Consider the following 9,402-nt stretch of genomic DNA (forward strand, 5'->3'; position numbering starts at 1 on the left):
TTCGGGCGTGAGCACGAGGACATCCGCTCGCTACCGTAAGTGGATGCCAGAAGCCGACATGACATCCGATCGCCCGGACCGCAACTTAGTCGTGTCGCCACCGCCGTCGATATCCATTACCGAGAAGCATCTCGAAGCCGTCGTGGCCGGGCTGCTCGGTCGACGTCTCGCCGAAGTTACGTACTACCCGTTAGCTATAGGAGATGATGGCCAGCTTACCGAGAAATGGGACTACGGCGGCTGGCACGAACCGACGATGGGCGTTGAACTGACCCTCCACAGCGGCCATCGCTACTCGGCGATCTGGAACAACACCTTCACCGAGTTCGGGCTGAAGATCTTCCCGAAACCGATGACCGATTTCCTCTTGGTCGCCGATGGAGGCAGCACCGCAGTATCAGTATCGGATCATCCACACTGGTCCAGGTCGACCGGCGAGACGATCGTCGCTGCCGATGTTTGCTGGGAGCACGATCCGAGCGGCGCGATCCGGCCATCGGCCCTCAGACTCGGCTTCCGAGAAACAACGGTCTGGATAGCCGCCGGATGCTCGGCATACGGAGAATCACCAACGAGCTTTCGGCTGGGCACCAACGATGTGATGGTCGTCTTCACCAAGGAAATGAGCTCACAGATCGGAATCCCAGAGAGCCGTCCGCGGCCTTCGACCGCGTGGCCATGCTGACTGGTGGCCTGCATCGTGTTCCCCCGCCCCTCCACCCTCGTGGATGATTCCGCCGCAATAAGGATTGGCTGTCCGACGGTCGCACCGGGCATGATTCGCCGAACTGCTGGACAGAGGAATGGCGATGGATGAACGCGAGACACTGACCCTGTGGCGCCCTACGGGACCGGAGGAGTTGGCGCTGGTCGAGGCGTCGAAATGGACGGCGTGGCCGCCACGGCTGCCCGAGCAGCCGATCTTCTATCCGGTGTTGAACGAGGACTACGCGATCCGTATCGCACGAGACTGGAACGTTGCGGCATCGGGCGTCGGTTACGTGACCCGGTTCGAGATCGATGCCGACTTCGCGGCCAGATATCCCATCCGCCAGGCCGGCGGGCAAACGATCCTCGAACTGTGGGTGCCCGCCGAGGAACTCGAAGAGTTCAACCGCCACATCGTGGGCAGCATCGAAGTGGTGCACGAATTCCGATAGGTTTTCCAGAAGCCCGGCGCGGGTCGGTAAGCGATAAACAGCCGACCGGTCGTCGAGGTCACCAGTGCGGGTGGACACGAACATCAGTTGAACCACGTTCCGCGAGTGTTGAGCTCGAATCGGCCTTGGCGGTTGGCTTCGCGAGTGGCTTGACGTCGGAGTTCGGCGGGCGAGTACTGACACGGTGATCGGTCCGGCGGGGGTCTTCGCGGTCAGTCGGCGGGAAGGACTCGGTTGATGATGTCGGTGATGAAGGCGTCCGATATGGCCTTTCCTTCGTAGGTTGCGCGGGCGACGACGGCACCCACCAGAAGGGTGAGTGTCAGTGTCGCGTCGGCCGGCCCGAGGTGGGAGTCCAGAATCCGGCGCAGCCCGCTGGTGCCGGCCTCGTACAGCCGATTCCCGAGATCTCGCACCACCTCGTCGCGTCCACCTCGCTCGACTACGCCCGCCAGAAGCAGATCGAATCGCCCTTGCGTCAAGGTGTGGGAGAACCGACTCAGGCAACTGTGCAGGTCGTCGCGGAGGTTTCCGGTGGCTGGTGGTGCCGTGTTCTCCGTGACCTCGCATATCTGTTCGCACACATCGCGCATCAAGTCGAGGGTGGTCGGCCAATGTGCGTAGACGGTGGCCTTCGAATAGCCCGCCAGGCGGGCTACTGCGGCGTGGGTCATCGCACTCCAGCCGTCCTCCAGGAGAAGGCTCGCGCCGGCGGTGATCACATCCCGCTTCGTACGCGCCACGCGTGGGTCCACTCGATCGACGACAGCATCATCCACGAGCTCACACTACCAGCTATCGAACAGTCAGTAGTTTATTGAACACTACTGAAACTACTGAACTATGAGTACAGTTATTGTTGTGAAACCAAGAGAAGATCACCCCATGCCCACCGCGGGCTCGCCGGCACTCCTCGTTCGGCGAATTCGCCCGGCATTGACCTTCGCGCTACGCCTGTCCGCATCGAGTCACATCCGGTGACCAGCCCAGCAGGTACCGGTCCCAGCACACAGCGCGCGATCGTGCAGTCCGGTTACGGTGAGATCCGGAACGTGCTCGAGTGGTCCGAGTCCGAATCCGTACCCGCTCCGACCGGCCATGACGTGCAGATTCAGGTGAGGGCAGCCTCGGTCAACCCGATCGACTGGCAGATGATCGAAGGCAACCGCCGGCTCATTACCCGCCGGCGGTTCCCCTTCACTCCCCTCTTCGATATCGCCGGGGTTGTCGCAGCCGTCGGCCCCCGAGTCAGTCGATTCAGCGTCGGAGATCGAGTGCACGCTGATAATGAACGTGACGGAGGCGGCGCGTCGGAGTATGTCAATGTGGACGAGAGGCTGGTGGCGCACTCACCGGCCGGAGCGAGTTTCGCCGAGGCTGCGTCTATTCCGCTGGCTGCCCAAACAGCGCTGACATGTCTCGAGCGGGGAGGTGTGACCGCACAGTCTCGTATCGCTGTCATCGGCGCGTCCGGTGGTGTCGGCCACTTCGTGGTTCAAATGGCGCGCGCAGCCGGGGCCTACGTGGTGTCGGTCGCGAGCCCCCGCAATCATGAGTTCGTCCACTCGCTGGGCTCGGACTTCGTCGTCGACAGAAGCAGATCCGACCTGGCCTCGAGTTTCGGCTCCGGCACATTCGACGTAGTGATCGACTGCGTAGGAGGTCGCGAACAATGGCAGCAGGCCCAGCAGGTATTACGCCAAGGAGGCCGGTTCGTGACGATTGCACGCGACGAAGACGGCGTAGTCACGCCGGCCTCGGCCGTACGGCTCATCACAACGATCTCTGCCCGTCGCTTCCGGGGTGCCCGCCCGTCGGGTATCAAGTACGAACCCGTATTCCTGAAGGCCTCCGGTGACCTGCTGCGAAGGGTAGACGCGATGGTCGAGGCAGGCGAGATCCGCGTTCACATCACTCGGCGTTTCCCGATGACATTCGACGGAGTGATCGCGGCGCTCGACGAAAGCCGTTCCGGGCGTGCCGTCGGAAAGTTGGCCCTCGAGTGGTGAGGTCGGGCAGTCCGCTCGGCTGTGGCGGCACGAGATGCGGTCGCCCGGCCGGGCGTTTGCCGTATGCCCGTCTGGATGCGATTTCCCCGCAGACCGAGCAACTGGAGGGAGAGGGACATGCCCCGCGTCGTCCTCATGTGCGGGCCCGCCGGATCAGGAAAGACGACACGGGCGCGCGCCCTCGAAGACCGAGGCTTCCTCCGCCTTTCGATCGATACGGAGGCATGGGCGCGCGGTTTCCGTGAACAACCACTACCCGACGAGGTAGCCGTCGAGATAGAGACGCACCTTCGGAACCGTCTGATTGCCCTGATCCGCGAGGGCGCCGATGTTGTACTGGACTACTCTTTCTGGTCGCAACGCATGCGCGCCGAATACCGTGCTCTCATCGAGAGCTTGGGTTCCACAGCGGTGACGCTGTATATCGACACGCCGCGCGATGTGGCCCTTGCCCGAGTTGCCGCTCGCGGCGGTTCCCACCTCGACGACGTCGCCTTGACTGCGTCTCAGGCGGAGTCCTATTACGACCACTTCGAAGTACCGACAAGAGACGAAGGTCCGCTCATCGTCGTCTCCGGAATGGCGGTATCGGAAATTCCGCAGTGGCCATGAGTAGGGCGGACACTCTCCGGCGGCGTCGTGACTGTCCGATCAGAGTCCCAGGAATCTTTCCGCGTTGCGGTGGGTGATCAGGTCACGAGTGGCGTCACCCAGGAAATCGCTCTTGCGCACCACCTCACCGACGGGCCGCTCGCCCAGTGGGTACGGGTAGTCGCTGCCGACCATGACCCGTTCGGCGCCGACGGTGTCGACCAGCACCCTCAGTGCGCGCTCGTCGAACACCACCGAGTCCACGTAGAAGCGCCCCAGGTAGTGGGACGGCGGGAACTCGGAGGTTCCGATGATGTCGTTGCGGCCGTGCCACGCGTTCTCCGTGCGACCGAGCCAGAATGCGAACGAGCCGCCGCCGTGGGCGAAAGCGATCTTCAGGCGTTCGTCGACGCGGTCGAAGACGCCGCCGAGGATCAGCGACAGGATCGACAAGTGGGTTTCCGCCGGCATCGAGGTGAGCCAGCGCGACATCCAGCGCTCCAGACGCGGGGAGCTGGGCATGTCCCACGGGTGTACGAAGACGGGGATATCGCGGTCCGCGCAGTGCTGTAGGAACGTCACGATGCCCTCGTCGTCGAGGTCCCGGTCGCCCACGTGGTTTCCGATTTCCACGCCCCGATGCCCGTTCTCCAGGCAGCGGTCGAGTTCGGCGCACGCCAGGTCGGTGTCCTGCAGTGGCACCTGACAGAACGGGATCATCCGGTCGCCCGCCGGCGCGGTGATCTCGAGGGCGAGGTCGTTGAAGATGCGGGCGATCTTCGCCGCCTGCTCCCCGGTGCGCCCGTAATTGAAGAAGGCCGGTGTCGGCGAGACGACTTGAGTGCGCACCCCGTCTGTGTCCATATCGCGTAAGCGCACCGCGGCATCCCAGCAGTCCGACTGGATCCGCCGGAACTCCCTGGTGCCCATCATGATCATGGCGTCTTGCTCGGATTCGATCCGCAGCCACGGTGCGTCGGCGCCGGCCTCTGCGCTGATATCCGGCCACCCTCGGGGGACATAGTGGGTGTGGACGTCGATGATGTTGTTCACTTCAGCCTTTCCCGGGGTGGATTGCACCGCAGCTCGGGCATTTGTGCGCCGCCTCGTCCTCGTAGAACTGCGTGAAGACGGGCGGAAGGTCGTCGACGATGCTGCGCACCTGCAGCTCGATCTCGTGGACCAGTGCATCGCACTCGAGGCAGTACCACTGGAACTTCTCGAGGGTGCCTTCCTGACGGACCCGTTCGATCACAAGGCCGATCGAATCCGGGTCGGGGCGCTGCGGCGAATGCGGCACATTGCCGGGCAGCAGCCAGGCTTCCCCTTCGCGGATGTCGATCCTGCGCGGCCCCTCGTCCGTCATGATGTTGACGTGGATATCTCCCTTGATCTGGAAGAACCACTCCTCGTACGGTTCTCGGTGGTAGTCGGTGCGCTGGTTCGGTCCTCCGACGATCTGGACGATGAAGTCCTCGCCCAGCGCCATGGTCCTGTTGTTGACCGGTGGTCGCAGCAGGTGCTCGTGCTCGGCGATCCAACCGTGGAAATTGATGACCTCCGGGATATGGGTCATGGCGTCTACTCCAAATCGCTTGTGGGGGTGGTGCAGTGAGTCTGTTCCGAAAATCGGCTCAGGTGGTCGTGGGCCGATGCGCGATCGCCTGGATCTCGATCAACAGGTGCGGGTGCGGTAGCTGGTGCACTGCCACGGTTGTCCGGGTCGGCCCGGATTCGTCGAAGTACTCGCTGTACACCTCGTTGTAACCACCGAAATCGTTCATCGACACCAGGTAGGTCGTGATCTGCGCGACGTCTTCGAGTCCGGCGCCGACCTCGCGGAGAATCCCGCGGATGTTCTCGATGACAGCACGCGTCTGCGCGCGGATGTCGAGGTCGGTGGTCCCCATCTCGTCGACCTGGACGCCGGCGAACGTGTTGTCGGGCCGGCGCGAGCTGGTACCGGAGACGAAGATGAGATCCCCGACGACCTTGACGTGCGGGAATCGTCCGCGGGGCACGGCGTGGCCCGCGAGGACTGCGCTGCCGGAATCGGACCGCGGACCCGGTCGGCTGCCGGCGGATGTATTGGCGTTGGTGGTCACGGTACGTTCTCCCTCATCGTCCTGTCGTCATCGCCGGACACCGGTCAAGCTCACAGTCCCGATTCCGGCGATCTCGCACTCGACGGTCGCTTCGGTCAGCGGCATCGCCGCGGTGGCCGCGCCGGCGAGCACCACGTATCCGGCGTGGAGCGGGATCCGCCGGCGGCGGCACATATCGAGCAGCGCGTGGAGTGCTGCTTGCGGGTCGCCGAGGATCGCCGCCGTCGTTCCGGTGGTCTGCTCGTCGCCGACGCGCAACCGCACCGCACGATCGGCGGCCTCGCGCATGGGGCGCCACGTGCCCACGGCGAAGCCGGAGGCCGAGGTGTTGTCGGCGACTACGTCGGCGTAGGTGAATCGGAAGTCGCGGTAGCGCGAGTCGATGATCTCGAGGGCGGGCGCGATCGCGTCGACACAGGCCACGATATCGGTGTCCGGGTCGTCGAGGTCGCCCAAGGTGATGTCGCGTCCGATCCGGTAGGCCACCTCGGGTTCCACCTTCGGATGGATGTAGCCCCGCAGATCGGTTTCGCCACCGTCGGCCACCTGCATCGCATCGGTGATCCGCCCGACGATCACGTCGGACACTCCCATCTGCGCCATCTTCGCCTTGCTGGTGAAGCCCAGTTTCACGCCGACGACGGTCTCACCGCGCATGGTCCGCAACCCGACGAGCGCCTCTTGCACCAGGTATGCGGTGTCGACGTCGAGGTCGACGCCCAGCGACGCGTCTTCTTCGAGGCTGGGGGTGTCGGTCCTCGATCTCTGCGCGTCGTCGAGCCGGCGCGCCAGCGCCTCGATGTCGTCGGGACTCGCTGTCGTGGAGTTCGTCATTTCTTGCTCCAGGTATTTCGTGGATGTTCCGGCGCCGTCACAGCTGGACGCACACGTTGGTCGGCTCGGTGTAGAAGTGCAGCGACGATTCGCCTCCCTCGCGCCCGATGCCCGAGAGCCCGACGCCACCGAACGGCGACCGCAGGTCGCGGAGGAACCAGGTGTTGACCCACGACATGCCGACGTTCATGGCTTGTGCGACGCGGTGCCCGCGTCGCAGATCGTTGGTCCACACGGCGGTAGCCAGCCCGTAGTCGGTGTCGTTGGCGAGCGCAACGGCCTCGGCCTCGGTATCGAACGGGATGAGCGCGGCGACGGGGCCGAAGATCTCCTCGCGCACCACACGGTCACGGTTGGTCAGGCCCGTCCACAGCGTGGGCTCGATCCACGAGCCGCCGTCGAGATCGGCACCCAGCGCCGGAATGCCACCGCCGGTGCGGACCTCGGCGCCCTCCGCCTCCGCGAGCTCCAGATAGGCCTGCACTTTCTGCCGGTGCTTCTGAGAGATCAGCGGACCGGTGGTGGTCGCTGTGTCGGTGGGCCGGCCCAGGCGGAGCCGCCCGGCGCGTTCGACGAGGCCCGCCACGATATCGCCGAAGACAGCGCGCTGGACGTAGACCCGCTCGGTGCACAAGCACACCTGCCCGGTGTTGGTGAAGATGGACCGGCTCAGGCCGTCGATCGCCTCGTCCAGGCAGACATCGTCGAAGACGACGGCCGCGTTCTTTCCGCCCAGTTCGAAGGACACCGGCCGCACCCGGGGTGCCACCGTCTTCATCACGTGTGAGCCGGTCGCCGACGACCCGGTGAATGTCACGCCGTCGATGTGCGGGTGTTCGGTGAGGTAAGCGCCGGCGGAGTCGGCACCGAACCCGTGTACGACGTTGTAGACGCCGCGCGGGAATCCGACCTCGGTCAGGACCTCCGCGAGCAGGGTCGCCGTGGACGGGGTGTCCTCGCTGGGTTTGACGACAACGGCGTTGCCGCAGGCGAGGGCCGGCGCGACCTTCCAGGTCAACAACAGCAGTGGGAGGTTCCACGGCACGATGACGGCGACGACTCCCAGCGGCTTGCGAACCGCGTAGTTGAGGGCCCGGCGACCCCCGCCCATCTCGGTGAGGAACGACTCCTGCCCAGCGGCGGAGACGACGTCGGCGAAGGTACGGAAATTGGCGGGCGCCCGGGCGATATCGAGTTCGCGCGCCTGGGTGACCGGCTTGCCGGTGTCGGCGATCTCGGCGGCTACGAACTCGTCGAAACGCTCCTCGATACGGTCCGCCGCGCGCCGCAACAGGTCGGCGCGGTCGCGGACCGGCCGTTGGGCCCCGCCGGCGGCGGGGGCGGCGCGGGCCGAGCCGACAGCGCGGTCGACGAGGCCGCGGTCTGCTTCGTGGACCTGCGCGAAGGTGGCACCGGTGGCGGGATCGACAGCGGCGAACGCCCGGTTCGGATCGGGGTCGACGAACGCACCGTCGACGAAGTTCCGGATCCACTCTTGCGGCTGTGCGGTCATACCTCCACTGTGATCGAGATCGTCATGCCGGGGAAATGCAAATACGGACGCGACCTATGCCCGAATGGTCATGTCCTTGGGGGTATTTCTCGGGACGGCGGCGTGCTGTATACCCGAATACATCCCCCGCATCGTGCTGTGCGATATCCGCCGGCCGATTGCCATCGAACTCCCCCTAAGGAACACCACGTGTCCGACCCACGAATCGATGCCGATTACAACGTTCGCAACACCGTCGCCCCCGAGGTCTTCGACAGGGTGATCGCCGACTACCGCGTGCGCTCGGACGAGGCCGTGCGGTGCCTGTCCGGGCACGAGGGCATCACCTATGACGAGGCCAGCGGCCAGCAGCTGGACATATGGGGTGTGGGCACCGAACCCCGGCCGGTTTTCCTCGCTGTTCACGGCGGCTACTGGCGGATGCTCTCTCGCCACGACACCGCATTCATGGCACGGGTGCTCGATGACGCGGGCATCGCCACTGTCACCGTCGACTACGGCCTGGCGCCCGCCACACCGCTCGAAGAGATCGTCAGACAGGTGCGGGCGGCCGTCGCCTGGGTATTCCATCGCGGCGCGGGATACGGACTGGACCCGAACCGGATCGTCGTCGGGGGCAGCTCTGCGGGCGGGCACCTGACGGGTACGACGATGATGCCGGGCTGGCAGGCAGAGTTCGGCCTACCGGCAGACGTGGTCCGCGCCGCGATGCCGATCAGCGGCCTGTTCGATCTGCGTCCGCTGGTCGATTTCACCTCCGACTGGCTGCACCTGGACCCCGAGCGGGCCGCCGCGCTGAGCCCGGCGCTCTCCCCGCTGCGCACGGATGGCGCGGCGGACCCGGTGTCGGTGATCGCTGTCGCCGAGAACGACGGCGCCGGATTCCTCGAACAGAGTCGGCACTTCCACGACCTCTGGTCGGCGCGGTCGTCGAGCCGACTGCTCACTGTCCCCGACCGCAACCACTACGACGTCTTCCTCGACCTGGCGCAACCCGATTCGGAACTGACCGGCGCACTGCTCGAACTCATCGCGGCAACCGAGAGCTAGCGGGGACCACCGGCCGCAAACACCACTGAGCCCGGCCCCCATAGCGGGGGCCGGGGTTCGTTTTAGCGTGAGAGCCATGCTGCGGCCGACTCCTCGCCCAGGGCTGCGGCCGGCTCCGCCCCGCCTGCCGTCGGCGACTC

Annotated in this window: 11 protein-coding genes; 5 read left to right on the top strand and 6 right to left on the bottom strand. The window is 65.3% G+C overall.

Annotation, left to right across the window (positions count from 1 at the left end):
* Positions 1–43 precede the first annotated feature (43 nt).
* Positions 44–685 (top strand): hypothetical protein, encoded by a 642-nt coding sequence (locus QH196_RS18810; protein WP_280417109.1) that lies wholly within the window; start codon positions 44–46, stop codon positions 683–685.
* Positions 686–809: 124 nt separating this feature from the next.
* The gene (locus QH196_RS18815; RefSeq protein WP_280417110.1) at positions 810–1,160 is read left to right on the top strand and encodes an ADP-ribosylation/crystallin J1; all 351 of its coding nucleotides are present in this window, start codon (positions 810–812) and stop codon (positions 1,158–1,160) included.
* A 212-nt stretch (positions 1,161–1,372) separates the two neighbouring features.
* Here the strand turns inward: QH196_RS18815 and QH196_RS18820 are convergent, their stop codons facing one another.
* The gene (locus tag QH196_RS18820) at positions 1,373–1,939 is read right to left on the bottom strand and encodes a TetR/AcrR family transcriptional regulator (protein ID WP_280417111.1); all 567 of its coding nucleotides are present in this window, start codon (positions 1,937–1,939) and stop codon (positions 1,373–1,375) included.
* A 273-nt stretch (positions 1,940–2,212) separates the two neighbouring features.
* Here QH196_RS18820 and QH196_RS18825 point away from each other — a divergent pair, with 273 nt between their 5' ends.
* Positions 2,213–3,169, top strand: coding sequence for an NAD(P)-dependent alcohol dehydrogenase (locus tag QH196_RS18825; RefSeq protein ID WP_280417112.1), 957 nt, complete (start codon positions 2,213–2,215; stop codon positions 3,167–3,169).
* A 117-nt stretch (positions 3,170–3,286) separates the two neighbouring features.
* Positions 3,287–3,781 (top strand): AAA family ATPase, encoded by a 495-nt coding sequence (locus tag QH196_RS18830; protein WP_280417113.1) that lies wholly within the window; start codon positions 3,287–3,289, stop codon positions 3,779–3,781.
* A gap of 39 nt (positions 3,782–3,820) precedes the next feature.
* Here the strand turns inward: QH196_RS18830 and QH196_RS18835 are convergent, their stop codons facing one another.
* The 5 genes from QH196_RS18835 to QH196_RS18855 form a co-directional block, all read right to left on the bottom strand.
* Entirely contained in the window at positions 3,821–4,813 is a 993-nt protein-coding gene (locus QH196_RS18835) for an amidohydrolase family protein (RefSeq protein ID WP_280417114.1), read from the bottom strand.
* A gap of 1 nt (position 4,814) precedes the next feature.
* The gene (locus QH196_RS18840) at positions 4,815–5,336 is read right to left on the bottom strand and encodes a 3-hydroxyanthranilate 3,4-dioxygenase (protein WP_280417115.1); all 522 of its coding nucleotides are present in this window, start codon (positions 5,334–5,336) and stop codon (positions 4,815–4,817) included.
* Between the two features lie 58 nt (positions 5,337–5,394).
* Positions 5,395–5,781: a RidA family protein gene (locus QH196_RS18845; protein ID WP_280417119.1), complete on the bottom strand. Its 387-nt coding sequence runs from the start codon at positions 5,779–5,781 to the stop codon at positions 5,395–5,397.
* Between the two features lie 111 nt (positions 5,782–5,892).
* Complete coding sequence (locus QH196_RS18850; protein WP_280417116.1) at positions 5,893–6,699, bottom strand: 2-keto-4-pentenoate hydratase; 807 nt, start codon at positions 6,697–6,699, stop codon at positions 5,893–5,895.
* 37 nt (positions 6,700–6,736) lie between these two features.
* Positions 6,737–8,212, bottom strand: a complete 1,476-nt coding sequence (locus QH196_RS18855) for a 2-hydroxymuconic semialdehyde dehydrogenase (protein ID WP_280417117.1) — start codon at positions 8,210–8,212, stop codon at positions 6,737–6,739.
* 189 nt (positions 8,213–8,401) lie between these two features.
* On the opposite strand from QH196_RS18855, the gene QH196_RS18860 reads away from it, so the two are divergent.
* Positions 8,402–9,262 (top strand): alpha/beta hydrolase, encoded by an 861-nt coding sequence (locus QH196_RS18860; RefSeq protein WP_280417118.1) that lies wholly within the window; start codon positions 8,402–8,404, stop codon positions 9,260–9,262.
* Positions 9,263–9,402 lie beyond the last annotated feature (140 nt).

The sequence above is a fragment of the Nocardia carnea genome, assembly GCF_029868325.1.
GTDB classification, from domain to species: Bacteria; Actinomycetota; Actinomycetes; order Mycobacteriales; family Mycobacteriaceae; genus Nocardia; species Nocardia carnea_C.